The organism is Mesorhizobium amorphae CCNWGS0123 (genome assembly GCF_001686985.1).
Classification (GTDB): domain Bacteria; phylum Pseudomonadota; class Alphaproteobacteria; order Rhizobiales; family Rhizobiaceae; genus Mesorhizobium; species Mesorhizobium amorphae.
This window is the reverse complement of sequence record NZ_CP015322.1, coordinates 700,555-725,080: the sequence shown is the minus strand read 5'-3', so window position 1 is coordinate 725,080 and position 24,526 is coordinate 700,555. Positions and strand designations below refer to the sequence as shown.

The window sequence follows — 24,526 nt, the reverse complement described above, 5'->3', positions numbered from 1 at the left end:
GGGGCGACTCCATGCGGACCGGCGCCCTCATGCGCATGGCGCGTGCTTGAACAGATACGCGTTGGCCCGCTGCAGCATCTGCGCCAACCGTTCCGCACGCGGCCCCAGCGGGGCGATGGCCTCTCCGGCGTCGCGCAACAAATCCAGCGCGAACTGGCGCGCTGCCTGCAGCCCCATGATCGACGCGCAGGTCGGCTTCTGCGCCGCTGCGTCCTTGCCGGGGGTCTTGCCCAGCGTCGCGGTATCCGCTGTCGCGTCGAGAATGTCGTCGACCACCTGCAACGCCAGGCCGAAACAGGCGGTGTAGCGATCAAGCGCACAGTACAGCGCAGCGTGCGCGGCATCCTCCGCGATGGCGCATAGCGCGCCCATCCGAACGGACGCGCGCACTAGCGCTCCGGTCTTCATCCGGTGCATCGCCACGATCCTGTCCAGCCCGACGTGCTTTCCGCCCAGCGACAGATCGATGGCCTGCCCGCCTGCGGCACCCTCGGCGGACACCGCCTGCGCCAGTTCGCGCACGAGCGCGATACGGTTGTCGCCCGGCGCATCCAGGCTCGTCAGGGTCAGGAAGGCGTGCGCCTGCAGCGCATCGCCGACCAGGATCGCAGTGGCTTCGCCGAACTTGACGTGCACGGTCGGAAGGCCGCGGCGAAGCACGTCGTCGTCCATCGCGGGCAGGTCGTCGTGGACCAGGGTACAGGCGTGCATCATCTCGATGGCGGCGCCGACGTCGTCGAGCATGTGCGCCGGCGTGTCGGCCAGTGCGCCGGCGGCCAGACAGAGCAAGGCGCGGGTGCGCTTCCCGCCATGCAAGGTGGCGTAGCGCATCGCCGCCATCAGCTCGGTCTCACCGTCGTCTTCGGCGCAGAGAAGACGCGCCAGTGCCTGTTCGATCCGCTTTGCGCCGTCCTGCATCCAGATCTCCGGGAGCGGCCTGCCGGATGCGCCGCGCGCCGGCGCGCCCAATCCGCCGAGCGCGGAAACGCCAGTTCGGTCGTCGTATAGTGTGGAACCGGTCTGCATGTTGTTCATGTCCTTGTACCTGACACGGCCCCGGCGAGCGCCGAGCCACCGCGGTGTTGCCGGCGTCACACCGAGCGCGCCGAGTGCAGCAATGCCGCACGCCTCACCGGCGCCGCTGCATCGCCACACGGGGCATGCGATGCCAGCTCATGAGAATCCGATGCGGATTGTCATGGACGGCTGTGCGGTCGGGTAATAGCGCCGGCCTTTTTCGACGCCGCTCAGCAACCGCGGCCGCACCCCGGCCTTGTGCATGGTCAGCGCCAAGGCGATGCAGAACTGCACCAGTTCCAACCATACCAAGTGGTAGCCGATGCAGACGTGTGGGCCGGTACCGAACTGCAGCATGTCCACCGGCCGGATCGGCTCCGTGCGTTGCAGCCACCGCGCCAGGCGGAACTGATCAGGCGCCTCATGCAGCAGCGCCGAGGTCGAGAAATGCAGCAGCGGGATGCACAGATGTGTGCCCGCGGGAATGCGCCGTTGGCCGAGTTGCAATTCCTGCAGCGCGCGACGCGGCAGGAGCGTGACCGCCGGATGGAGGCGCAGCGTCTCTCGGAACAGCGCCTCGGCGACCGGACACTGCGCCAGGTCCGCGTGCCGGGTCGGCACGGCGCCCACGCGTTGCGCCTCTTCGACCAGGGCGTCCCACAGCACAGGCTGCCGCGCCAGCTCGATCACCATCCAGGCCATCGTCGAGGCGGTGGTCTCGTGACCGCCAAGCAGCAGCAAGCGGATATTGGCGACCAGGACGTCATCGGAGAGCGCATCGTCGCTGCGATCGAAGGCGCTCACCATGTCGTTGATCAACCCGGTGCGCGCGGCATGCGCGCGCGCGTCGCGGACGAACTGGCGCAACTGCGCGTCGATCCAGTCGCGGGCGGCGCGGCCGCGCCGCAAGGGCAGCCCGGGCAGGTCGATCGGGGGCGCGACGATCAACTGCAGCAGTTGCCGGTACTTCCGATGCCATCCCGGCAGGTCCTGCGCGGGGATTCCCATGAGGCTGAAGATGAGCTTGAGCATCAGGTCGCCGGTTTCGCGCAGGATGGTTACGTCGCCGCGGTCGCGCCACGCCTGCACCCGCGCCCGGATGACGGGCGCGAACAGGTCGCCGATGCCGGCCTGGGTCAGCCCCTTGGGCAGGAACGCCGCCTTGATCGCATCGCGCGCCTGCCGGTGCGCGCCGCCGTCCTGGGCGACCAACGTTCCGCCGAGCAATTCGGGCGCGATCTCTTCGATCAGCGCCGAGGACACATCCTTGTGCCGGAGCAGTGCGAACGCAGCCGGATCCACGCAGGTCATCAGCTGTCCGGCAGGGCCGAAATCCAGCCAGAAGTGGCTGCCCAGCGTCCGTTCCGCGCGCCGCAGCAGGCGCGGCAGGTCGCCGACGATGGCGGGAAGATGCCCGACCAGGGGGAAAGCGCCGGGCACGACCGGGATGTCGTACCGCAGCCGGTGGCGACGGTTCAGCGGGTTAAGCAGCATGTCCATCCAGCTCCATCAGCAGCGCGGCGCCGCGGCCGCTTCGGCGGTGTCGCCGGCAGGCCGCGCGGCGCGGCTGTTGCCACCGTCGGCGTACGTCGGCACATGCGCCAGCATGCCGCCGTCGATGCACACGACCTGGCCGGTGATGAACGCGGCATCGTCGGAGAGCAGGAACGCCACCAGCGAGGCCACGTCCTCGGGGCGGCCGACGCGCGGCAGGAGCTGGTGCCGGCGCAGATGCCGCTGCATGCACTCGTCCAGCTTGGCGAGGAGACGCTCGGTCATGATGAGACCCGGCGCAACCGCGTTGCAGCGGATCTGCGCATGACCGTACTGGGTGGCGAGCGAGGCCGACAGCATGTTCGTCGCCGCCTTCGACGCGGCGTAGGACGTCTGCGCGGTGTCACCGCTGAGCCCCTGGCACGACGACATGTTGACGATCGCGCCACCGCCGCGGGCGATCATCCGTGGAATGGCCTGCCGGCAGCAGAGCAGCGTGCCGCGCAGATTGGTCGCTATGGTCTGATCCCAGACCGCCAAGTCCAAGTCGAGGATCGCGCAGTCGCGCGGGGTCAGATGCATGGCGCTCGCGTTGTTCACCAGCAGGTCGACCCCACCGAAGTGCCGCTCCGCCGTCTCGAACAGCGCGGCCACCGCCTGCGCATCGGCGATGTCCATGGCCAGGGCCAGCGCGTGGCCCGCTTCGGCCTTGATCTGCGCGGTGCAGGCGATGGCCCCCGAGCCATCAATGTCGGCCACCACCACTCTGCCGCCCTCGCGCGCGATGGCGAGGGCGCATGCCTTGCCGATGCCGGCGCCGGCGCCGGTTACCACGGCCACCTTGCCTTCAAACCGTCCCATCGTGTCCTCCTGGATTGCGTTGGTCTTTCGCGGCATGCCGCTCGGCCTCCGCCGGAGAAGGCGCAGGGTCGGCGCTGGCGCGCTCGTCATCGCCAGCGTTGCTTTCGATGACCCGAATGGCGGCGACCGGGCACTGGCTGGCCGCCAGCCGCACGGCGGCGTGCAGCGCCTGCGGGACCGTCGCCACGCACACTTCGGCCACGCCGTCCGGTTCGCGCTGGCGAAAGGTGCCCGGCAGCGTCAGCACGCACTGCCCGGTGGTTCCGCACAGATCCTGGTCGACCACGACGCGCATCTCAGCCCCCCTGCGCATGCAGCCGCACCGGCAGCGCGCGGAAGGTCCTAAGGAACGCGGAGGGCTCCCGGGTCGGCTGCTCGGCCAATGCCAGCGTGGGGAAGCGCGCCTGGATCCGCGGCAGGCTCTCGGCCAACTGCACCCGGGCCAGTTGCGCACCGAGGCAGAAGTGGATGCCGTGGCCGAAGCTCAGCATGATCTTCCCGTCGGTCGACATGCCAGGACTGGTGCCGTAGAACCGCGCGGGATCGAAGCGGTCGGGATCGGCGAAGGCGTCCGGGTCGCGATTGCCGGCCGCGAGCAGCACGCGCACGTCCGCGTTCTTCGGGATCACCACGCCGTCCAGTTCGATGTCGCGCTGGGCGATACGCGGAATGGAGCTGAACATGGCGGGCGCGTCGCAGCGCAGGACTTCTTCGACGAATGCCTTCACCCCCACGGCGTCTCCCTGCAGCCAGTGCCGCTGTTCGGGATACGCCAGCATCGCCAGGACCGCATGGTCGATGCTCGCAGCAGTGGTGGCGAAGCCGCCCAGCAGCATGCCCCACAGCATGCTGATCAACTCCGCATCCGACAGCGTGTCGGCATCGTCGTCGTGTGCGCCGACCAGCATCGACACGATGTCGTGGCGGGGATCGGTGCGCTTGCGCTGTATGAGGTCGCCGAAGTAGGCCTGCACCCTGGCGCTGGCCGCGTCCGCCGCGGCGAGCTGTGGATCGCTGGCGTGCGGGCTCAGGCCTTCCAGAATGGCGCCGATGCCGGCGGCGAGCCCGAACATGTCGTCCTGGGGCATGCCGAACAGTTCGGCGAAAACCAGCATGGGCAAGGCCAGCGCGAATTCCCGATGCAGGTCCACCGCCTCCCCGCGCTCAAGCGCGGGCGCGATGCCGTCCAGGCGCGCTGCGACGATGAGCGCGATGCTCGGCCGCAGGTTGTCGATCTGGCACATGGTGAAATCGCGCGAGATCAGCCGGCGCAGACGCGTATGCGTCGGTGGTTCCTTCATCGCTAGGGTGGACGCCAGCAGATTGAGTGACAGGCTGGTGGCCGCACGCGGGAAATAGCGCGCCAGTTCGCCCGGCGCCGGTCCCCGAAACGCATCGCCCGTGGCCTTGAGCGCCCAGTAGATGTCGGCGTGGCGGCTCAACAGAAAGAGGCCCGACGCCGCACGATGCACCGGATCGTGCTCGCGCAACCACCGCATGAACGGATACGGGTCGTGGATGCACGCTGGCGATGCCAGTTCGGCGAAGGCGTCCCGGCATGCTGCCGTGGCTTCTTGCACGTCCATCTGGTTACCTGTTGGCTGGCTGATCTGACCGGCGTGCGCTAGGCGCGCCGGCAAATTGTGGAGAAGATCGCGATTCTCGGCGGCGTCCGCGCATCACCAGAGCACCGGGAACTCTTCGAACCCGCCAGTGATGATCTCCTTGCGCAACTTCAGTTCTTCCGGCGCCACGGCCAGGCGCAGCTCGGGAAAGCGCTGGAAGATCGAACCGAACACCACCTTGAGTTCCAGCCTGGCCAGCGCCATGCCGATGCAGTAGTGCGGCCCGTAGGAGAACGCCAGGTGCGGCTTTTCATCGCGTCCGATGTCGAAGATTTCCGGGTTCTCGAAATGGCGCGGATCGAACGACGTCGCCGGCAGGCCGACTAGCACCTTGCTCTCCGCGGGAATATGCACGCCCGCGATGGTCACGTCGGTCCTCGGATAGCGCATGATGCCGTCCCAGCCCGCGCCCGGCGGATACATGCGCAGGATTTCCTCCACCGCCTTGTCCAACAGGGATGGATCGCCGACCAGGCGTTCGCGCTGTTGCGGATGGCGGAACATGGCCAGCAGGCCGAATTCGATCTGCGCGACGGTGCTTTCGTGCCCCGCCACCAGCATGCCCGCCGCCAGGCCGATCGCCTCTTCCTCGGTCGCCTTGCCTTCGTCGACCGCCGCGAGCAGATCCGTCAGCAGGTTGTCGCCCGGGTCCTGGCGCTTGTCCCGCATCTTGCCGCGAATGTAGGCGCGCAGTTCTTCCCAGGCCAGGCGCGACGCGCTGCGCGGGCCGCTTTCATGCTGGTGCGTCATCACCTCGTCGGACAGCCCGGCGAAAAAGGCGTGATCCTCGTAGAGCACGCCCATCAGCGCGCTGATGACCATGGCCGGAAGCGGAAAGGAGAGGTGGCACCGCAGGTCGGCGGGCTGGGGCTGGGCCGCCAGCGTCTCAAACAACTGCGCGGCGATCGCCTCGACCTGCTGCGCGAGCTGCTTCACCCTGCCGTTGCTGAAGGCCGGCGCCACGATCGTGCGTAACCGGGCATGCTCGCCCCCCTCGTGCGAGACCAGCCACCCCGGCGAACCGAGAATCACCGAATCCGGGGTGAATGCCGCCGGCGGCATTCCCGCGGGCCGGAACGCCGCGTTGGACAGCACCGCCTTGGCCTCGTCGTAGCCTGTCACCCACCAGCCTTCGTGCCCGGACGGGAAGCGCACGCGGTGGATTGGACCGTTGGCGCTTAGCGCCAACATCTCGGGCGAGGGCTCGATGTGATCGACGCGCCACATGGGCAGCGTCGGCAAGGGTTGTTCGGACATGGTGGCACTTCACTCTCTAAGCGATGGAAGGGCGGAAGGTGACCGGCAGGCGCTGCGGGCAGCGAATGACGTAAGACGGCATGTAGACGACGTCCTCCGCGGCGTAGCCCGACTTGATTATCAAGATCGGCCAACGTGTAACTGCCTAGGCATACCGCGCGGCGAGATGCCGAACTTATCTACGCCTTCGAGTTCAGGATAAGGCGAGTGTGGTGGGCCTTCGCAGCCGGCCATCACGATTTCCTGCGCAAGGGTCGACAAGGGCGGTGAGCCTTTTGTCGGGGGCGGTTTCGCCGAGGCCCCCGTCCCATCTATCTGATGCGGATTTGACATTTTGCTTTTCTTTCTTCGTTCCATCGATCGGGGTGTCATCCACGAATGAAGGTCGGTCGGCGGCTCCCGGCTCGCAACGAAGGAGCCGCAAAACTCGTGCCAATCTGGCCGACCCAGCAGAAGAAAAACATTGTGATTGCTTTTCAGCGGATTAGCTGAGGCCACAAGAGCTCGGCGAAATAGGCCGGTGTCGCGGACCCAACAAAGGCGACAGAACAGTGTCGGATAAGTACCGTCGTCTGACGTCAGACTGGCGACACCTTCTTTATCGGTTGTCCTGTCCTGGCATGATGGCAGGCCACCTGACCGTGTGCCCCAATAGGGGAGGCCGGTACCGTCGCCTTAACTCGGCGCGAAGGTTGGCGTCGTAGGTCGCGCCATGACGGAACGTCCTGCCGACCCCGCCAGTCATCTTTACAAGGCCATCGTTTTCGGGCTGAAATCATCAGCCATGCGGTGTGGCTCTACTTCCGCTTTCCGCTCAGCCCTCGCCATGTCGAATGCTCGCCGTTCGCGGCATCACGGTCTCCTTCCAGACCGTGGGCGAATGGGCAGGCAAGTTCGGAGCCGCATATACCCGCCAGATCCATCGGATGTCCAAGGCGCCTTGGCCGACAAATGGCACCTTGATGAGATGGTCGTTTCCATCAAGGGCAGGAAACACTGGCTGTGGCGAGCGTTCGATGCAAACGGCCATGTTCTCGACGCTCTTGTGCAAAGCCGAAGAGACCGTAAGGTGCGCTGAGGCTGCTGCACAAGCTGCTCAAGCAACATGGCATCGCGCCACTACAGACAAGCTTCGTTGATATGGCGCGGCAAAGAACGAACTCATGCCCGACGTGGAACATCGCTCCCACAAAGGTTGAACCGATAGCAAATCTCTTCCACTATCCGCGCAACCTTCTCACCTCAGCCCAGTAACGCAAACTTCGAACGGCCTCCATGGAAACATGGAGTCGGATTATGCCGACGGCGGGGTGAAAACGGCCCTCGAGCCTCCGCACGCTTCAACCGAGTTAAGCCGACGGTACCGAATGAGCAGCAGTGCCTTGAGCCGCTTGCCGCAACCTCGATCGGAAGCTTCTCATAGCGCAATCAAGGCGCCCCGAGCAGCTTCATCATAGAGCGACGGGCGTTGACGGGTCTGGCGATGCCTCGGCTCCGGGTAGGTGCTCAGGGCACAGATTCCGGACTTTTCGTGATACCGCGTCGCGGCGATGAACTCCTCCAAGATCCTGCGCTTGTCCCGAGTCATTTCGGCCGCATAGCGATCCCTGACTGCATTGGCGCGTTCCATACACATGGCATGTGTCAACTTCGTCTTCATGATGCCTCCCTCCTGGTGAAGGCATCATGGCGACCCGCGCCTTCACGGGTAACATTTTAGGTGAGGCAACGAACCCGCGCGGTAACATTTTCCTTGAGGCAATGCGCACCGCTAACCAAGATTCGCCTGACATTGGATTGGCACGATTGCTCGGGCACGTTAGAGGCTGGCTACAACAATGGCGGTCATCTTCGGATTGCGGGGCTCCCTGCCGAAGCGTGTGTTGAAGTCCGCCATGAACTCGGGCACCCCACAGGCCAACCAAACCTCCAGGACCGGCTTGTGAAGGAACTGCACCTGCGCGACATCAGTACGATCGAGGCGGCCAATGCCCCTGACAAAGATCGACCCTTCGCGCTTCAAGGAAAGTACCTGAGAATGGTGCAGCGGCTTGTGAAGGCCTGGCGCATGGAAAATGGCTGGACATCATCCTCGATCGCGGTTCGATGAATCGCTGGCCCCACGGCGCTCGGTAACATTCCTCGCTGAGGCAATAGGAGGGGTCAAATCCTCACTTCGCTTGACACGGTGATCGACCGGTTGAATTCGCCTTGCCCACTCCTCAAGCGACAGGTCTTGCTCGCGATACACGTCGTCGGAGAACATAAGGCCAGTTTCAGCCAACTTGATCTGCACTTCGAGAAAATCCAGTGAATCAATATTGCACTCCCGCACTATCGAGCTGGGTAATACCCATTTTCGCGTGACGGCGTGTACCGCCTCCAGCAAATGGTCTAATGGTGACCTCGTTGCATGTTCTTTCTGGGGTACCGCACAACCCAAGGCTGCCCTCAGCGCCTCCTTTGCTGTTCTGTCAAGCGCGCGCTGGTCCAGTTTTCCATTGGCAGTTAACGGAAGCTCGGCAAGAGGCACAACGAGCCTCGGAACACGATCATTCGGCAGGGTATCCGACAGCCGCTGGCGAACTTCATCCACATTGGCGCTGACAGGTGTCACCATGCAGACCAGATCCTGCCCCGTGTCATCGTTTCTATCTACCACGACCACCGCTGAATCTGAGCAAAGGCCGGTCCGATCAATCGCGCTGGCAATCTCCCCTTTTTCCAGCCGGATTCCTCGATAGGTGATCTGATCATCCTTTCTACCGATAAACCTCAATCCATTTTCCTCTGATGCCACGACATAATCACCAGTGCGGTACAGCACTTGTTCACCGTTAGCGGTCATAAATGGCATAAAGCGAAGTTTCGACTGTGCTTCGTCCGCCACATAACGTTGGGACGTTTGCACACCACCCACCAAGAGTTCGCCCTCAACTTCAAAACCAACGTTGGAGTTGCTTTCGTCAAGAACATAGAAATCAACGTTACATGTTGGTTTTCCGATGAACATCGGAAGCTCTGTATCATCACGACGGCAGTAGTGATAGCTAACCGCGACACAGCACTCCGTTGGCCCATAGGTGTTTACAAGCGTAGCGTCAGGAAGAATCGAGTAAAAACGCCGTCTAACCGAGTCCGGCAAGGCTTCACCATTACATACCACATATCTGAGATCGGTGAACCGCTCCGCCAAAGAGGGGAGACGTTCAAGGGTTCCGACGAAGCGTCGTAGCAGTGTTGGTACCATCTGAATGACGTTCGTGCGGCTATGAGTTAGGAATTCTATTGTTTGAATGATCTGCGCTCGCAGTTGCGTACTAGGCAAGACAATTGTCCCGCCTGTCACAAACGGTACAAAGAACTCGGGGATTGAGACGTCGAATGCTGGTGGCGTAAGTTGCGAAATGCTGCTGCCCTCCGAAAAGTCGATCATTTCGATATACCAATCGAGCAAATTCAGGAGGGCTGCCTGGGAGACAGGTACCCCTTTCGGGATCCCCGTGCTTCCCGAAGTGTGCATGATATATGCTATGTTCGAGAACGCTGAGTTGATGCCACCGCGTGTCGGAAGACGCTCAACGCGCATCGAACCGCTTGGATCCGAACTAGCGATCGCTTTGGCGTCGGTGTTGCGGATTATATGGTCCAACCGTTCGTCTGAATTCGATGGATCAACGGGCACGAAGGCAACGCCCAGCATTTGGGTTGCAAGAATGACGGTGACAAGATCAACTGATCGAGGAAGTCTGACAATCACCGCGTCACCGGGACGGACGCCGACGGTCTCGAATCGACCCATAAGACTGGCCGCGGATATGCCCAACTCCTTATAGCTTATGTCGCCATTCTCGTTCGTGTGCACAGCGGTGTTCGACGGAAATTCTTCCAGAGTCTTGGCGATAGCATCGGCTAGCTTGTCGCCGCCAAAACGTAACGGCCGGCGCGGACCTGACAGGATCGATGTGAGCGTTTGCATCGTAGGTCTCCACTGCAGTTTTCGGTCAACCGCCCTGCGGTGCTCAGAAATCACTTGGACACTTCGCCGGAACGCCGCCAATCCCATTTTCGTCTAGCGTTGCGACTTGGGAGCTTCAACAATCGTGCCAATTGCGCGGAGAGAGCCGGAGCACATTATCCACGGAGTATACAATGGAGTACAACACGACATCATCGAAGGCTGATCGTGTAACAATCTTCAAAACCCGACAGCAGTTGTCGGCTACCCGACGTTCTCCGACAAAGGAATTCCTTCGCGATGTACGAGCAGCCACACCGTCCGCCGGTTCTTTTTCTTCGTGTTCCCCTGCGCCGATTGTGCCGCGACAGGTGCGGCGGATTGCTGCCATTTGTGGTGTACTAACCTCCGCAATGAACCATCATGCCAACGATGATTCTGCGCCCGAAATCGCCCCGGCGCCGTCACGTCACGCAGCCCGCCACCCGGCTGTCGCCGTGCCGAGCCGGCTGCGCAAGGCGGTCGAGGCGACGCAAACCGTTTAGGATGCTGCCCTTGCCACCGGCGCGGCCATCGCCATGCTGGATACGGTTGTCCGCCGCGACGAAAAAAGGGCCGGCGTGACGCGCCGGCCGTGGTGGCGGCGCGGCCCGCAGAGGAGCTTCTGACGAAGAAAAATCTCGCCGCAGTGTTGGAGGAATTCGGTTCTTTCGCCCGCGACGAAGCGGCGGTCAGCGATCTGGCGGACGCGCTGCGGCGGCTCGCCACGACCGAAGGCGCGGTCGGGATGCTGACCGGCGCCTACGCGGTCGTCGAGGGCCACGGCCTGCCACGCGCCATGGGACCCTGGCTTGCCGACGCGCTACTCGCCCAAAAACTGGGCTGGCAGTATGCCGTCCCGCTCCTGGGCACCGAGGCGTTCTAGGCATGAGCGCTCGCCCGCGTCGATCGGCAACGAGCTCTCCGGTGACGGGCATTGAGACAGAAACCGAGCGTGCGAAAGCTCTGCTTTCTGCCCAGGCGCGCGGGGCGCTGCGCGCCATCGATCTCTCGGCGGGGCTCGAACGCCGCGCGGGACCGGTTGCTCGCCGTCGCCCCAAAACTCAGGGCCAAGGGGGCGGACACCGTCAACGGTCGATTGCTGAACGACGACGCGCTCGTTTTCGACGCTGCGATAGGCGCCGGTTGCCGCACGAGATCGTCTAGGGTGACGGACGAAACGATGTCCGGCTCAACAAAGGGAACTCTCGCCAAGGCATCAATGGCGTCAACATTTCGCCAGCTACGCGGAACTGCCTCAGAGAATGTCCAAAGTGCTCGTCGGGCTACGGCGCTACCCTTGCCGCTGCGACTCCAAAGGCTTGCACCCTCAAGGCATGATCTGGGCTCGCGGAGCCAATCTCGATCAATTGAGTGCAGACGTCGTCGTCAAGCTGATCATAACGTTCCAACGCATCAATGGCAGCTCCGTCAACCGGAAAAGATGGCTGCTCGTCATGGTATGGTTCGGCATCAGACCAACTGTCGCGGCAGCTGCAAATCAGACAAAGATTACGCCGCCCGCACCTTTTCCCTTCGCCCGCACCGACCCGAGTAACGCAACGATTTCTTGCACACGTCTTTGCTGGGTCACTGCGTCAGCAGAGGCGATTTGCAGCTCTCGCAGCAGGGCGGCATCGTCATTCGACTCCAGCTCTAATGGACCGGCGCCCATTCCCGATAACAGCCATGAGGGGCTCACGCCCAGGATGCCCGCCATTGTGGCAAGGCGATTGGATTGCGGCGCGGCGCGGTCGCATTCCCAGGCCTTCCAGCATGCCGTCTCGACACCAAGTCGAGTTGCAGCCTGCGCCATTGTAAGTTTGGTAAGCTCGCGAGCGAACGAAATACGTCCCCCTAGAGTATCAGATGACGCGAAATCATTAGTGTGGGTTTGAGTGAGAATCAGCTCGGTCTCCCTATGCTTTGGTTCAATCCTTTTCGGGCGATGACCTGCTGCGTATTCCGACCGAGACGGCCATCGATTCGATTTGAAGCGCCAGTCTGAACAGGGCTCTACCCCGATCCTTAAAGGGCACGTATATACGGTGCAACCTTCAAATCGTGGACAACGATACGCTTCCGGACTCGGGCCGCGCGCCATGGTCAAACGTCACATGGTCGAATTTTCTTACGGAGTGCCCTGCGGCGCCATGGCCGGACCCTCTTTGAGAAGGGCCACCGCGCGCGTCCATCCGGCAGAGGCACCTTTGATCTTTACTGGAAAGCAGGTAATCGTAAAGCCCTTGGCCGGAAGCTGGTCGAGGTTGGTCAGTTTTTCGAGGTGGCAATAACCGATCTCGGTTCCCGCCTTGTGTCCTTCCCAGATGATGCTGGCGTCGCCGGTTTCAGCGTAACGTTTGGCGGTGAAGGGAAAGGGGGCATCCCAGCTCCATGCGTCCGTGCCGGTCACGCGCACGCCGCGTGAGGTCAGGAAAAGCGTGGCCTCGCGGCCCATGCCGCATCCCTTGCCCAGATAGGCCGGGCTGCCATAAGCGGCTGCGGCCGAAGTGTTGACCAGCACAATTTCCAGCGGGCTCAACGTGTGGTCTATGCGGGCAAGCTCGGCCTCAACGTCGGCGGCGGTCACCACATAACCGTCTGGCAGATGACGGAAGTCCAGCTTCACACCCGGCTGCATACACCAGTCCAGTGGTACTTCGTCGATGGTCATTGCCCGTTCTCCACCGTTCATGGTGGGGTGATAGTGCCATGGCGCATCGAGGTGGGTGCCGTTGTGCGTGTTGACCTTGCACTCTTCCACCGCCCAGCCATAGCCACCGGGCAGCTGATCCACGCCGAGTCCGGGAAAGAACTTCACCATGCCTTCAGCGCTTTCGCGATGCCCGATATAAGTGATCGCGGGGCGGATCGGCAGCGGGTCCGCTGGCGTTTCATTGTCGAGAGCGATGGAGAGATCGATGATACGGCGGGTCATGGAGTTCCTCCTCAATAATCATTCGAATGTCCGGCGAAGAACCTGGTTGGGCAGGGTGCCGAGACCGTCAGCGGTCAGTTTCACCACGTCACCGGATTGGCTTCGGGGACTGGTACGGGTTATTGATCGGTATAGACATTCCGCAGACCGTTGGTCCAGATGATCACCAAGACTGTTCAGTCACTAGCCGGCCGGGGATTGGTGCTTGGCACCTTGTTGCCGCTTCCCTGATGCCCACTTTGATCCCTCGGACATATCTGACGCAACGGGTGCCGGCGGTTGCTTCGCCTTGGGCTTTGGGTTGGGTGTCGCGGGGCGTTGGCTCTGGCGATATCTCGAAATTCCAGAAGTCCGGCCCTCAAGGCGTTTCGTAACCCGGCGCGTGGCAAATGTGGTCGGCTTCGGCATTGCAGCCCTCGTGGTCGGGTCGCTTGCAAGCGACGATCTGCTCCGTGCCGTGTTCCGCATTCTGGATTCGTCGTGAAGCAAACTCGATGCACTACTCGAGCTTGACCGGCCTCAGCCCGTCGATAGCGACAAGACCGGTAGTACGGCCCCGTTGGTGAAATGGGATCAACTCGGCCGAGCCGGCCGCGAGTTCCTCGCAGGAACCGGTTCGCTTGTATGTTGGCCCTGGGCGCCACCGCCGATCCTCAAGCCCGTGCGAAGCTTGCCCTGGATGAGCTGAAACGCGTTGGCGGCTTCAATTGCGCTTCGCTCATTATCATAATGCCGACTCGTACGGGCTGGATCGACCCCGCCTCAATGGAAGCCTTAGAATACCTTTGCCACGGTGACGTCGCCAGCGTTGCGGTCCAGTATTCCTACCTGAGCAGCCCGCTGTCGCTTCTAGTGCAACCGGAGTACGGCGCCGAAACGGCGCGCGCCCTCTACACGGAGATCTATGGCTACTGGACGAGCTTGCCCAAAGGTTCGCGTCCTGAACTCTATCTGCACGGGCTTAGCCTTGGCGCGATGAATTCGGAAAGATCGACGGGCCTGTTCGAGATCCTGGACGGCCCAATCAGCGGTGCGCTGTGGAGCGGACCGCCATTTGAAAGCCGGGCTGGCGTTCGATCAGCGACGCGCGAAATCAGGGAACGCCTCAATGGCTGCCCGTTCTTCGCAACAGCAACCTTGTCCGGTTCATGAAGCTGGACGGACCCGTGGTGGCTCAGAATACCCCATGGGGATCCATGGGGCCGTCTATCTTCAACTATGCCAGCGCTCCGATCGTCCTCTCCGACTATCGCGATGCTTACCGTACGCCGGACTGGATTGAAGGCGCCGCGCGGCTTCAATCCGGTCCATCCCTGGCCGAGCAGTTCGAAATCCCCGCCGCCTGATTGACCGCGCATCGGGCCTCTCTGCGCTCCTATTCAGCCGTTGCAACAAAACCATCTTCCGCCGTCGTGGAAACGTAACAAAAGTTTCGCACGGCCCGCCCTGCCGCCGAGGTATGTACACATGCCGCCATCCCGGCGGCTTTCCAGATGGAGATTTGCCATGAACAAACAGAACCTACCGCCATCCCGGCGGCTTACCAGATGGAAAGTCGCCATGAACGAACAGAACCTCGATCTTCCGATGAAGAAGTCCATCGCCGTCCAGGCGCTGCTACCGAAGGTCCGCCTGCCAGGCGACAGCGCGACCCTAATGTACTACCTCTAAGCGCCGCTTCAAGGCCGCCCCTTCCGGACGGTACTATTTTGGGAGAACGACAGTAACGACCGTGTTGAAGGCGGAAATCAGGCTACAGGATCTGAGAGGCAGCGTGTTGCTACGCGCGGGCCGAGTGGAATTCGGCGGGAGCTGGATCGAGGCTTTTGAGCATCCAGCGTTGGAAATGGTGCTGGTCACGACCGACGGCCGATGGTTCGCCGTTGTACGTGAGCGAGCAACCGGAGTGACCACACCGGCGCCAGCCCAGGCCGTCGGTTTCGACGCCTATGTCGAGCTCTACCAGGAATGTGTGGCCTGGCCGCTGGACTATGTGATGGTCGAAGTGGTGAAAGAAGAATGCCGGATGCGCATTCGCGCCGGCGTTCTGGGGTCTGCGCCGATCTACTTTCGAGCCCAGGACGATGCGGTACTATTGTCATGGGATTTTGCCGACTTCCTGGGTGTGCCATTCGCGCTCGATGCCGAAATCGCAGCGCATTACCTGACGCTCGGCACCTTCTACTCGGCGCGGCAAATCTGCGCCGGCGTCACCATGCTGACGGAACGCGCTTCGATCTACGTTGCTCCCAGAATGGCAAGGTACTGCTATCCGGAAGCCGTGGAAGTGGTCGGGCCCACGGAAGCGCAGAGCGCATTCGATCCTGACCACGGATTCCGCCAGCTGTTGCATGAGGTCATGGCCATGAGGCCGATCAAAGCAGGCCGGGCTGCAATTGAGCTGAGTGGCGGAATGGACTCGGCGGCAGTCGCAGCCGCAGCGCGTCACACGATGGGCAGGCAGTCCAGCAAAGGCATCCTACTGGATGGCCAGCACCGGCATGCCCAGGTCGAAAGGCGCAACGCGATCATCGCGCTGCTTGAGCTGCGGGATAGCACCGTGAACATGTCCGATTTCCTGCCCTGCCTCGATCTGCGGCCAGACGCTCGGCCGAAGGAGCACCCGTTGAGCGAGTTCTACCTGGAAGCCTTCGAGGCGATTTGGGCCGATGCGCGAAGCGAAGGCGCGCAGTACGTGCTGACGGGGATAGGGGGCGATGAACTGTTCCCGCTGTTCGCCGGCGAAATGGCCCACACCCGCGTGGCGAGCGAGACGATGATCGCCGAAGTCGGTTCCTACGCCGAAAGCATTCTTACACCACGCGCCCTAACGGCAGCACGCTCGATGCGGTTGTTCGATGCGCCCACGAGCCTGGTTTCCATGCCGACGCTACTGGCGCATGTGTGCAGAGCTCCGTACCTGCTGCGGCGTGGGTTGTGGCCAATCAATCCGCTGAGTGATCCGCGGCTGATGGAATACTGCCACACGCTCCCACTGGCGGCCCGGTTCCAGCGAACGACAATGCGCAACTACCTGAATTTGAGCCTAAATGCTGGCATATTCCCCTGCAACTACGCAAAGGAGACTTTCGCTCGTGTTCTTCCGGAATTGATCGCCCAAGAGGCTGACCGTATTGCGTCGCAGCTGAAAGACTGCGCGCTCGCGGATTTCGGCCTGGTCGATCAACGGGCGGTACTGGACCTGTTGGCGGAGGTCACGGCAACCCGCGCGGAAGCGCCCTGCGCGCCGCTGGCTTTCTTCCTGTGGCTGGAACGATTTGTGCGGCAGGCGACGTGACGGTGGCGACGGACGATAGGGCAACAGTGGAACCGGTCGTTGCCGCCTCTTTGGAGGCGGATTACCGCCTTTCGGCCGAGGTCCGCACGGTTGTCCGTGGCGTCAATTGGACGCTTGCTGTAGGGCCGGAGGGAGCGCCAGTGGCCTATGTTCGCCTGTACCGGCCCGAAGGTCGGCTGGAAGCCGAGATAGCGGCCGAGCTTGCGGTGCTCGATGCGGTAGTGGCCACTGACCGATTGGACGTGGCGAGGGCGGTGGCTAATCAGAAGGGGCGCTTGCTAACGCAGTTGCAGGTACCAGGGTTCGGCACCCGGCCAATGGCCGTGTTTCAGGTGGCGGCGGGCCGGCCAATGCGCGAGCGACCCGACGATCTGCGGGCCGCGGGCGCGGCGCTGGCCGACCTGCATGGTCAGACGCAGCTGGCCGCGCGCGCGCTCCAACGCGAGCTGGTGTCCGAGGCGGAGGTTGATCGGACTATCGCCCAGATTGAGGACGGCTTCGCCGCTGAGCGCGCCAGGCTGGTGGCTGCGGTGGCCGATTTGCGGGGTCAAGGGGTGAGCCGGGCGGGTGGGCCTGCAGGGTTCTGCCACGGCGATTTCCGGATGGCCAACCTGCACAGGGCTGGCGATCAGATTGTGATGTTCGATTTCGACGATTGCGGCCTTGGTCCACAGCAGCTCGATCTGGCCACCATCGGCTGGTGGCTGGAACTGGCTGCGGGCGACAGCGCCGCCGAGTTGTGGCGAGCGTTCCTCGCTGGCTATGGCCAGGCGGAAGGCGACGCCGAGCTGGGCAATTCCCTGCGGTGGCTTGTGGTAGTCCAGCACCTGCGGTCACTGCGTTTCTTACAGGACTACTGCCAGTTAGATGCCGAAACCTGGGCTGATGCCTTGGACAGCGCCGCCGGTATGGTCGAGCGGGCTGCCAGCGGTTCCTTACGCTTCTTGGCGGGCGCGTGATAACCATCTTCGACGCTAGGCTGTCGGACGTGCCGTGGTGGAAGCACTGATCCGGTACCAGGGGTCGGCTTCCCTGGAGTGGCTGCAGGCGGTCGTGGATGCCCGCTAGCCATCTGTCGTTTCGAAAACGGGAACGAAACATGCAAGACCACCGATCGCCGGGAGCGTTGCAACGTTTCGCCTCCAGCACTCAGCTACCGGCAACTGCTTTTCAGTTCCGTCCCGCCGCCGTGCTGCACATACAGTTCGCTACCATCGCCTCGAGGCTTTCGATTCCTGGAAAATTGCGGCCTGCGTCGCCTGAAAACTAAGACGCCTCAAGGCTTCTCACGCAGAGGGAACTTACCGTGACAACACCCTCCAGCGTCTTAAGCTGACGGTGAAAAAACCGCTGTTCGCGCTTAAGCCTGAAGCGCCTCTTAGGTCGGGACCTGCTTTTCCACTATCTACTCCTCGCGGAAAGCCCTCTGTACTTGATCGGAAAGAGGCTTAACCAGATACGACAGCATGGTGCGATCAGCGGTTGGAAAGAAGACCTCCGAGGGCATGCCTGGAGCCAGCGTCAAGCCATTCAGCTTGGCGAGTTCCTCCTGTGGCAGCATGACACGCGCCGTGTAGAAACCCAGACCCGATCGCTCGTCGATGGTCAGATCGGCGGATATTCTGGTAAGCACGCCGGTGAGCTGCGGTGTAGTTTGCTGATTAAAGGCGGAAAGCCGTAGGACTGCCTTCTGGCCCGACGTAACCTGATCGATGTCCTGGGGTGCGATGCGTGCCTCAACGGTGAGCTTGTCAGCGACAGGCACGATGAGCATGATTGGGTCTCCTGCGGAGAGGACGCCGCCGACCGTGTGGACGGCAAGCTGATGCACAATACCGTCCTGCGGGCTTCGGATATCCACGCGTTTTAGTTCGTCTTCGGCTGCGACCTTGCGCTCGACAAACTCGGAAATCCGTCCTTGGACCTCGCGGAGTTCAGCCGCTACTTGGCTGTGGAGGTCTTGGTCGATCTGGACGATCTGAAGCTCGATTTCCGCACAGCGTCCCTTCGCCTGTGCAATCGAAGCGGTCAGTTGGCCATGCTCACCTTCCAGCTTGATGGCATCGCGCTGAAGCGCGGTCATCCGCTGGATCGAGACGTATTTCTTCTCCCAGAGCTTACGAATGCCTTCGAGTTCCGTGCCGATCAGTTCGATTTCCTGCTGATCTGCGCCCTTTTGCTCGGTCAGGCCAGAAATCTCTTCGGCAAGCTGGGCGATGCGCTCCGTAAGCTGTGCCTTCTGGCCGATCCGCGCCCGCCGTCGGAATTCGAACAGCAATCGCTCTGCGGCCATGATGCGGGCGATGGCCGGATCGTTTTCCCTTGATGCGAGCTGTTGTGGAAAGGTGATAGTCTCGCGCCCGTCCCGTTCTGCTTCGAGCCGGGCAAGGCGTGCCTCGAACTCATCAAGGCCCTTTGCGACGATTGCGAGATTGGTGCGGGCAAGCGTTGCGTCGAGGCGGACCAATACGTCGCCCGATTTTACGGCATCGCCTTCCCGGACGCGGATTTCGCCGACGACACCGCCGGTGGGGTGCTGCACCTTTTTTACGTTTGAATCAACTACAAGCGTTCCCGTTGCGATGACGGCGCCAGAAATTTCTGTGACGGCGGCAAGGCTTCCAACTCCGCCCACGAGCAGAATGCAGGTCGCGACACCCGCGAGCAGATAGCGCCGGATGGCATGTCCGGCCGTGGCATTCCGGTCCGCGATCATGCCCCAGCCTCTTCGGGTACCGAAACGACCTTCAGCGGCCCCCGCGTTTGGACCGGACGGGTAACCTTGTTCAGTACGTCGTTTTTCGGACCAAAAGCCTGAACGCGGCCATTCGCCATCACCAGAATCTGATCAAGGCTGACCAGGGCGCTCGGCCGATGCGCCACCACGATGGCGATGCCACCTCGGTTGCGAATGCCTTGGATCGCCTCAGTCAATGCGGACTCGCCTTCGGCATCGAGATTTGAGTTCGGCTCGTCGAGAACAACGAGGAACGGGTCACCGTAGAGCGCGCGAGCCAATGCGACGCGTTGCCGTTGCCCGGCTGACAGCGCGGACCCCGCTTCGCCGATGCGGGTGTCGTATCCCTCAGGCAGATGAACGACTAGATCGTGGACGCCGGCCGCCCTTGCCGCTGCCAGTATCTTTTCAGAGCTTGCTTGCGGATCGAAACGGGCAATGTTCTCGGCAATCGTCCCATCGAAGAGTTGGACGTCCTGCGGCAAATAGCCAACGTGGTTCCCGAGATCTTCCGGCCCCCACTGATCGAGCGTTGCGCCATCGAGCCTGACGGTGCCACGAACTGGCATCCAAATGCCGGCGATGGCTCGCGCAAGAGAGGATTTGCCGGAAGCGCTTGGCCCGATGATCCCAAGGCCAGCGCCTTTGATCAAAGCAAGGCTCGCATCCTGCACGACCACACGGCGCTCGCCGGGCGGGGAGACGCTCACACCCACGACAGACAGGGAAGCTGCGGGTGCGGGCAGGACTACAGTAGTCTGCATCTCCGGAAGCAACCCCAGAAGTCTCGCCAGGCGGCTCCAGCTCTGACGCGCCGACACAAAGCCCTTCCAATGCGCGATCGCCAGTTCGATCGGCGCAAGCGCTCTACTCATCATGATCGAACTGGCGATCATGATGCCGCCGGTCGCCTCCTGTTGGATGACGAGCCTGGCGCCGATGGCCAGCATGCCGGATTGCAGCACCATACGCAGAATCTTTGAAATCGTGCCCAGCGTTCCGGCCACGTCACTCGCCTTGGACTGTGCGTTCAGATATGCGGTATTGGCGACAGACCAGCGCTGGGCAATGCGCGATCTGAAGCCCATCGCCTGGAGTACCTCGACATTTTTCCGCGAGGCTTCAGCGAGAGCATTACGTACTGCCGCATAGGTGCTGGCCGTTTTTGTCGGCTCCCTTGTCCACATCTCCGCCAGCATGGTCAGCGCGAAAAGGGCAACTGCACCGCCGAGCGCCGTCACCCCAATCCAGAAATGAAACAGAAAACAGAGTCCGATATAGAGCGGCATCCAGGGAAGGTCGAAAAAAGCGGTCGGTCCGGCACTCGACAGAAACGATCTCACCTGGTCGAGGTCGCGCAGGGATTGAAGGCCGTCGCCATCAAGTTTGGTCCGAAGCGGCAAACGCATCAGGGCCAAGTAGACTTGATTGCTAAGCCGGGCGTCGAGCGCCAAGCCGATGCGCACCAGCAGGCGCGACCGGATTAGCTCAAGAGCACCTTGGAACGCGTACAGCATGCCGGCCAACAACGCCAGCCCGACCAGCGTCGGCATACTGCGCCCCGGGATCACGCGGTCGTAGACCTGTAACATGAAAAACGAGCCGGTCAGCGCCAGGATATTGACGACACCGCTCATCAAGCCAATGCCGGCGAAGGCCAGCTGGAACGACGCTAAAACCGTTGCGAGGGTAAATCGCGGCGGATCGCCTGGGAGGGAACGCGCAGGTGAAGTCACGTCGCAGTCCTTTCAGAATTCACACCACACCCTGCGTGGCGTAGCCGCACCGCTATGGGCCGCTTTAGTTGTGGCCCAGGATGAATCGCCGATTGGGTGAACGGATCGGCCGCGCATTCAACGGGTAGAGCGTCGTAAAGCGCTTGATGTCCGCCGCGTCCACCTCGACCGGTTCCATGGCCACCATCCACTCGACGCTCTCGGTGCAGGGCGGTGTCGTCAATGATCCCTCATAGATCCAGTAGCTGAGCGAAACCGGCAGAAGCCCGTTGGGATCGACCTCGTCGACTGCTATCTCCTTGCCTGGCCGCACCGGAAAGGCCGCAGCAAGGCGGGCAAAATTGGCATTATTCGCGCCTGGCGTCAGAAAGACGCTGAGCACACCCAGAGTATCGCTCTGTGTGTCTTTATGTACGAAATGCGCTTCCATCGGGAAGCTCTTGCCCGCCACGTGATGCTCGCTCGGCGCATGGAAATGGAACTGTACCAGTTCGTAGACGCGATCCCTGCAGGCCAACGTGCTGCCTTCCGGCATATTGATTTGAATGGTATGGCCGTTGTTCACCATTCCGCCGCTGCCCTTGTGCCAACCGATGACGATGCGCGGAATATCCGCCTTGACCGCGCCGGCGATATCGATCGGTGACTGGTGCGTGCCCGCCGAGCAGACAAAATTCTCCTTATCCAGATCGGCCCAGTGCTCCGGTCCGACCGAGCCCGCATATCCCCAATGGGTGCTCGCCGGGCGTGCGGCCTGGGCGTAGATCGGGCATGCGCTCAGCGCAAGGAACCCTTTGATCAGATCCCGACGATGCATATTTGTTTCGCTCCTTGATGCAAACTGATGTTTTCCAATTGGGGCTATCCCAGGAGATTGCGAGGTTGCTCCATGCCTTGAGGGTCTTGGAGCAAGCGGGAAAGCCTAGTTCAGCGTTTCGAAGAATTGAATCATATCAAGCGGCTTCGGCGACTTTGTAGGACCAAGTGTGAATGACAGGATGGCGATTGACGTCCTCAATGCCTGCCATGATGCGCTGCTAGAGCCGGTGCTTCGATGCCACCCAGATGTAACGAAGGGCGGATCGGGCGAACTTTGAGACGAAGCCCTCGATGAGAGTGAGCCCGGAGCTGTGCTTGGGTGGAAACATGAAGCGATCAGGCGGTTGGGCGGCAAGCCGGCGATCATCCGGAACAAGGGGGCAACTCCTTGCGTATCGTGCGTCTGCCCGGGCGTCAGAACGAAGCCAAGCGGGCGGCCTTTGGCATCGCATCGGGCATGAAGTTTTGTGGTGAAGCCGCCACGCGATCGGCCAAGCGTCTCGGTTTCTTGAGTCCCCTTTTTATGCCAACTGCACAATGATGTGCCCGGACGATGGTGCTGTCGATCATATCGGCGCTGACGTCTCGCTCGACCATCTCGGCCAGCGTTTCGAGCATGGCATCGAAAAGCCCGGTCTCGACCCATCGTCGGCAGCGGCGAAACACGCTGTTCCATTTGCCATATTCATCCGGCAGGTGTCGCCATTGCGATCCCGTCCGCGCCATCCACATCATACCCTCGAAATAGAGCCGGCTGTCTTGGACCGGTCGGCACCTGCGTCCCCGCCCAGACGATAGAAGCGGCCCAACCAGCGATTACTCTTCGACCGACACTCCGATCCGTTCGCCCAAGGCTACCTCCACATCGGCGCCTTGAAGCAAAACCCGGATTCGTCAGCAACCTTTGTCCACGGAACCTAGTCGGATAACATCCTGTCCAATGCCGTGCGGATCTTGGTCGCCCTCGACGTCTCGATAGATGTGCTGTATTCTCGTGAGCCCCGCTGGACAGCAAAGGCTTCGAGCCGTCCGGCCAACGACTCCGTTTTGGGGTCGCGCCTGCTGGTGCTCACATCTTCGTCTCTGATACCAGGTTGGTTGCTTGCAACCTCATCGATCACTCTGCTGGAGTGGGAGTGCTTATAAAACAGCGCCGGGAGCAACTTTTCTCCGTGAAACAGGTTTATCTCGGCATATTGCAACATGGCGTCGGGTGAGGGAAAGTAGTCGCTGGAAACATCCCCCTCGTTGGCAATCGTTCCATGCCGATGAAGATTTTCATGCCAGTTATCGAAGGTTGACGATTTTTGGTATGACGCTAGCGCAAATTGCATGCCGAACATCAGGCAATCGCTGGAAGATTTCTGCGCGCCAACCCCGATAAAGGCCCACTTCTGCTCCGTTCCCAGCTGCTGTAGCGTTTCCCGTCGCAATCTGGAGTATGGGGTGACGAAGGTATAGAGGTCGGCCGGCTCCATCACGATAACCGTCGGTCCTGCTGCGGCGCGGGTTCGAACATCAGCAGCAAAGTGGTGCATTTCGCCGTCTGCCAACCGCACGACAGCGCGCCATGCACCATCCGATGATCGGTCCGCCAATGCGCCGAGAAACTCGGCGGGCGAGCCCATATACCTAAGATTAAGGTCCGGGTAGCGCCTATTATAGTTATCCGCTAGGCAATCGATATTGTCGACATCAAGGGACAACAATTCCTCGTCGGGCTGGAGGTTGGCAGACAGATAGCGAGCCACTTGCCGACCGTATTCCACTAGACTGGACGAAATTCCCGCTTGGCTGGCACGCTCAAGTGTTTGCCCAAGCAGCTGGAGCTTCTCGTTAACGCGGGCCGGACGAATACGGCAAGATGCGGTTCCGTCATCGGCGTCGTGAGATGGTCTGGACGAGTGCTCCTGTTCAATACTGGATCGAGGCGGACTCGATCGCACGGAATCTACGTGAGCAGCAAACTCGGCTTCCTGGGCTCGTCCATCATCCCGAGAGGTCTCGCGCCGTATGCTTAGTCGTGAAATGCAGCCGCCCATATCTACTCATCTACTCTTCTGTCGAAAGGATCACCCGACCGGGCGCCACGAGTTCATCCGCAAGGACTGCCTTGAAGCCGTGATCGCACTGGCCATGGGCGACGGCGACTCCCCGCAGGCAAAAAGGATGTGCCATAGCGATCGCCGTGCCCGGCCGTGTTTCTCGGCCGAAAGGTTGGCCGAGAAAGTCAGATGTATAGATCGGCGGTATGTATGATGGAGAAATATTTTTCCGGGTGATGCTGAACGTCGCTAGCACTTACATTGGTGAGCGTAATCGAATTACCCTTTCCGAGGTCAACGACCGCGGAGGCCGGGCCATCCTCCTGGACGCGATTGGCAAGATCTTGAATCGTGTGAATACCAACGTCGTTGATCCCTTCCGCGACGTACAGTTTGTCCTGCCCTACCGTGAAGTCGCCCACGGAATCCTTGCCGCCCCCGCTGTTGAAGATGAAGGTGTCGCTGCCATCATTGCCGTACAGAGCATCGTTGCCCTCATCACCGAACAGAACATCGTCGCCTGCGTTACCAAAAAGCGTGTCGTCTCCCTGATTGCCTTCCAGACTATCGGCGCCCGCGGCACCGGAAATCCAGTCGTTTCCACCCAGGCCGCGGATGTAGTCCCTCTCGGGCGTCCCAATCAAATGATCGTCGGTTTCTGTGCCGCGGATTATTGCCATGTCTTTCTCCTTAGCTGTGTCT

At 61.6% G+C, this 24,526-nt stretch carries 20 protein-coding genes and 6 pseudogenes; 8 read left to right on the top strand and 18 right to left on the bottom strand.

Annotation, left to right across the window (positions count from 1 at the left end):
• Window positions 1-27 precede the first annotated feature (27 nt).
• The 7 genes and pseudogenes from A6B35_RS33125 to A6B35_RS37010 form a co-directional block, all read right to left on the bottom strand.
• A complete protein-coding gene (locus tag A6B35_RS33125; RefSeq protein ID WP_040583538.1) occupies window positions 28-1,026 on the bottom strand; it encodes a polyprenyl synthetase family protein in 999 nt (332 codons plus the stop codon).
• A gap of 147 nt (window positions 1,027-1,173) precedes the next feature.
• Complete coding sequence (locus tag A6B35_RS33120) at window positions 1,174-2,517, bottom strand: cytochrome P450 (protein WP_006204700.1); 1,344 nt, start codon at window positions 2,515-2,517, stop codon at window positions 1,174-1,176.
• Between the two features lie 9 nt (window positions 2,518-2,526).
• Window positions 2,527-3,372: an SDR family oxidoreductase gene (locus A6B35_RS33115; protein ID WP_006204699.1), complete on the bottom strand. Its 846-nt coding sequence runs from the start codon at window positions 3,370-3,372 to the stop codon at window positions 2,527-2,529.
• Window positions 3,359-3,667 (bottom strand): ferredoxin, encoded by a 309-nt coding sequence (locus A6B35_RS33110; RefSeq protein WP_006204698.1) that lies wholly within the window; start codon window positions 3,665-3,667, stop codon window positions 3,359-3,361. The genes A6B35_RS33115 and A6B35_RS33110 overlap by 14 nt, the downstream gene beginning before the upstream one ends.
• A gap of 1 nt (window position 3,668) precedes the next feature.
• Window positions 3,669-4,958: a cytochrome P450 gene (locus A6B35_RS33105; RefSeq protein WP_006204697.1), complete on the bottom strand. Its 1,290-nt coding sequence runs from the start codon at window positions 4,956-4,958 to the stop codon at window positions 3,669-3,671.
• A gap of 93 nt (window positions 4,959-5,051) precedes the next feature.
• Window positions 5,052-6,254: a cytochrome P450 gene (locus tag A6B35_RS33100; protein WP_006204696.1), complete on the bottom strand. Its 1,203-nt coding sequence runs from the start codon at window positions 6,252-6,254 to the stop codon at window positions 5,052-5,054.
• A gap of 16 nt (window positions 6,255-6,270) precedes the next feature.
• A pseudogene (locus tag A6B35_RS37010) lies at window positions 6,271-6,357 on the bottom strand (cytochrome P450); the annotation flags it as partial.
• Window positions 6,358-6,966: 609 nt separating this feature from the next.
• Here A6B35_RS37010 and A6B35_RS35235 point away from each other — a divergent pair.
• A pseudogene (locus A6B35_RS35235) lies at window positions 6,967-7,508 on the top strand (IS6 family transposase).
• 163 nt (window positions 7,509-7,671) lie between these two features.
• On the opposite strand, the gene A6B35_RS33090 reads toward A6B35_RS35235, so the two are convergent.
• Window positions 7,672-7,914: a hypothetical protein gene (locus A6B35_RS33090; protein ID WP_006204694.1), complete on the bottom strand. Its 243-nt coding sequence runs from the start codon at window positions 7,912-7,914 to the stop codon at window positions 7,672-7,674.
• A 282-nt stretch (window positions 7,915-8,196) separates the two neighbouring features.
• Between A6B35_RS33090 and A6B35_RS36050 the strand changes: the two genes are divergently transcribed.
• Window positions 8,197-8,364 carry a hypothetical protein gene (locus A6B35_RS36050; protein WP_156788646.1) on the top strand — a complete coding sequence of 56 codons (168 nt, stop codon included), beginning with the start codon at window positions 8,197-8,199 and terminating at the stop codon, window positions 8,362-8,364.
• Here A6B35_RS36050 and A6B35_RS33080 read toward each other — a convergent pair.
• Window positions 8,341-10,233, bottom strand: a complete 1,893-nt coding sequence (locus A6B35_RS33080) for an amino acid adenylation domain-containing protein (RefSeq protein WP_006204692.1) — start codon at window positions 10,231-10,233, stop codon at window positions 8,341-8,343. The two genes, A6B35_RS36050 and A6B35_RS33080, sit on opposite strands and share 24 nt — an antisense overlap.
• Window positions 10,234-10,846: 613 nt before the next feature.
• Between A6B35_RS33080 and A6B35_RS37460 the strand changes: the two genes are divergently transcribed.
• The gene (locus A6B35_RS37460) at window positions 10,847-11,137 is read left to right on the top strand and encodes a DUF1403 family protein (protein ID WP_050900817.1); all 291 of its coding nucleotides are present in this window, start codon (window positions 10,847-10,849) and stop codon (window positions 11,135-11,137) included.
• A gap of 615 nt (window positions 11,138-11,752) precedes the next feature.
• On the opposite strand, the gene A6B35_RS36390 is transcribed toward A6B35_RS37460, so the two are convergent.
• A complete protein-coding gene (locus A6B35_RS36390) occupies window positions 11,753-12,067 on the bottom strand; it encodes a hypothetical protein (protein ID WP_006204690.1) in 315 nt (104 codons plus the stop codon).
• 315 nt (window positions 12,068-12,382) lie between these two features.
• On the bottom strand, window positions 12,383-13,189 hold the full coding sequence (locus A6B35_RS33065; RefSeq protein ID WP_006204689.1) for a cyclase family protein: 807 nt from the start codon (window positions 13,187-13,189) through the stop codon (window positions 12,383-12,385).
• 544 nt (window positions 13,190-13,733) lie between these two features.
• Between A6B35_RS33065 and A6B35_RS37690 the strand changes: the two are divergent.
• The 5 genes and pseudogenes from A6B35_RS37690 to A6B35_RS37000 form a co-directional block, all read left to right on the top strand.
• A pseudogene (locus A6B35_RS37690) lies at window positions 13,734-13,877 on the top strand (hypothetical protein); the annotation flags it as partial.
• Window positions 13,814-14,535: pseudogene (locus A6B35_RS37455) on the top strand (alpha/beta-hydrolase family protein). The pseudogenes A6B35_RS37690 and A6B35_RS37455, both read left to right, overlap by 64 nt.
• Window positions 14,536-14,924: 389 nt before the next feature.
• On the top strand, window positions 14,925-16,487 hold the full coding sequence (locus A6B35_RS36385) for an asparagine synthase-related protein (RefSeq protein ID WP_050900815.1): 1,563 nt from the start codon (window positions 14,925-14,927) through the stop codon (window positions 16,485-16,487).
• Window positions 16,488-16,627: 140 nt separating this feature from the next.
• Window positions 16,628-17,446: a phosphotransferase enzyme family protein gene (locus A6B35_RS33050; RefSeq protein WP_167361638.1), complete on the top strand. Its 819-nt coding sequence runs from the start codon at window positions 16,628-16,630 to the stop codon at window positions 17,444-17,446.
• A gap of 107 nt (window positions 17,447-17,553) precedes the next feature.
• Window positions 17,554-17,750, top strand: a pseudogene (locus A6B35_RS37000) (IS6 family transposase); the annotation flags it as partial.
• A gap of 142 nt (window positions 17,751-17,892) precedes the next feature.
• Here the strand turns inward: A6B35_RS37000 and A6B35_RS33045 are convergent.
• The 7 genes and pseudogenes from A6B35_RS33045 to A6B35_RS33020 all read right to left on the bottom strand — a co-directional run bounded on the left by A6B35_RS33045 (window position 17,893) and on the right by A6B35_RS33020 (window position 24,504).
• Window positions 17,893-19,203 (bottom strand): HlyD family type I secretion periplasmic adaptor subunit, encoded by a 1,311-nt coding sequence (locus A6B35_RS33045; protein ID WP_006205563.1) that lies wholly within the window; start codon window positions 19,201-19,203, stop codon window positions 17,893-17,895.
• Window positions 19,200-20,960, bottom strand: coding sequence for a type I secretion system permease/ATPase (locus tag A6B35_RS33040; protein ID WP_006205562.1), 1,761 nt, complete (start codon window positions 20,958-20,960; stop codon window positions 19,200-19,202). The genes A6B35_RS33045 and A6B35_RS33040 overlap by 4 nt, the downstream gene beginning before the upstream one ends.
• A 64-nt stretch (window positions 20,961-21,024) precedes the next feature.
• On the bottom strand, window positions 21,025-21,777 hold the full coding sequence (locus tag A6B35_RS33035) for a carbonic anhydrase (protein ID WP_006205561.1): 753 nt from the start codon (window positions 21,775-21,777) through the stop codon (window positions 21,025-21,027).
• Between the two features lie 105 nt (window positions 21,778-21,882).
• Window positions 21,883-22,425: a transposase gene (locus A6B35_RS37685; RefSeq protein ID WP_354494741.1), complete on the bottom strand. Its 543-nt coding sequence runs from the start codon at window positions 22,423-22,425 to the stop codon at window positions 21,883-21,885.
• A 29-nt stretch (window positions 22,426-22,454) separates the two neighbouring features.
• Window positions 22,455-22,592 (bottom strand): annotated as a pseudogene (locus A6B35_RS37680) (transposase); the annotation flags it as partial.
• A 104-nt stretch (window positions 22,593-22,696) separates the two neighbouring features.
• Complete coding sequence (locus A6B35_RS33025) at window positions 22,697-23,530, bottom strand: YopJ family acetyltransferase (protein ID WP_006205559.1); 834 nt, start codon at window positions 23,528-23,530, stop codon at window positions 22,697-22,699.
• A 479-nt stretch (window positions 23,531-24,009) separates the two neighbouring features.
• Window positions 24,010-24,504 carry a calcium-binding protein gene (locus tag A6B35_RS33020; RefSeq protein WP_006205558.1) on the bottom strand — a complete coding sequence of 165 codons (495 nt, stop codon included), beginning with the start codon at window positions 24,502-24,504 and terminating at the stop codon, window positions 24,010-24,012.
• Window positions 24,505-24,526: the final 22 nt, after the last annotated feature.